Below are 898 nucleotides of genomic sequence, written 5' to 3'. Positions count from 1 at the left end.
TCGGTAGGCTGCACCGCACCGGTGTACGTGGCCGAGGACGTCCTGATGCCACGCGGTGTACGCCTGCGGGAGACCGCGCTCGCTCGCGCCCCCATTGCAGTCCACGCACAAGGTTTCGAGCGCGTGGCCATTCGTGAACTCGCGGAACACTTTGACCTCATTCCCGAACTGCTGATACAGCGTGACCGCGGAGTCGTTGCCGGTCGCTTCGGGGGGAATATGCTCGCGGCTCATCTCCGTCTCATCACCGCAGTGGCGGCACCAACCCACATCCATGGCCACATCGTTCTCCCACGCTCGCCCTTGGCGCAACGCGATATCGAATGGCATTGCCGGCGTCGACGACCACGACCCGCGACCTCCAACGGCAGCTATGGCCTACGACAACGGGGGCATCCTCAGCAGGTCAGCGTGAACCTCCTGCGGGTAGTGCGGATGTGGGAGTTGGCCGTGTAGGACGTGGTTGTGGGCCAGTTCTGCGACCAGGAGATAGCTGGGGATTCCAGTCAGGTGGAACATCAGGGGCACAGTGGAACCGGCCGTGGCGTGCCTCGCGGCTATCCCACCCAAGCCTTGGCGAGGCGTGAATGACAAGCTCAACCGATGCCCGTTGTGCCGCGCACCCGGATCCGGTTGAAGTCGCGCGCCGGCCTGGCCGCCGGTGACCGGATCGGCTATGTCGCCCCTGCCGGGCATGCCGCGGTGGTCCGCACCGACTTCGACCACGCCTCCGGCGAACTCGTTCAGATCTGGTCGAAAACCCCACCCACCGGCGGGACGGATTGGGTCGTTGTGTGGTGGCCGGGAAACCACTGGACATGGGAGCGCGAAGCCGACCTCGAATTCGTCGACACCGACCAAAACCCCACATAACTCATCTGCCCGCTCGCCGGACTCC

General features: G+C 64.9%; 2 protein-coding genes and 1 pseudogene. 1 reads left to right on the top strand and 2 read right to left on the bottom strand.

Annotation, left to right across the window (positions count from 1 at the left end; all coding sequences use genetic code 11):
• A partial coding sequence (locus NA3_RS35405; RefSeq protein WP_167355109.1) for an HNH endonuclease occupies positions 1 to 282 on the bottom strand: 282 nt, incomplete at its 3' end.
• A 141-nt stretch (positions 283 to 423) separates the two neighbouring features.
• Positions 424 to 550, bottom strand: a pseudogene (locus NA3_RS38360) (nucleotidyltransferase domain-containing protein); the annotation flags it as partial.
• A gap of 53 nt (positions 551 to 603) precedes the next feature.
• On the opposite strand from NA3_RS38360, the gene NA3_RS35395 reads away from it, so the two are divergent.
• The gene (locus tag NA3_RS35395; protein ID WP_157126682.1) at positions 604 to 873 is read left to right on the top strand and encodes a hypothetical protein; all 270 of its coding nucleotides are present in this window, start codon (positions 604 to 606) and stop codon (positions 871 to 873) included.
• The last annotated feature ends 25 nt before the right edge of the window (positions 874 to 898 follow it).

The sequence above is a fragment of the Nocardia africana NBRC 100379 genome, from assembly GCF_001612635.1.
Lineage (GTDB): Bacteria > Actinomycetota > Actinomycetes > Mycobacteriales > Mycobacteriaceae > Nocardia > Nocardia africana.
Note: the sequence above shows the minus strand (reverse complement) of the source record. Positions and strands in the feature narration are given on the sequence as shown.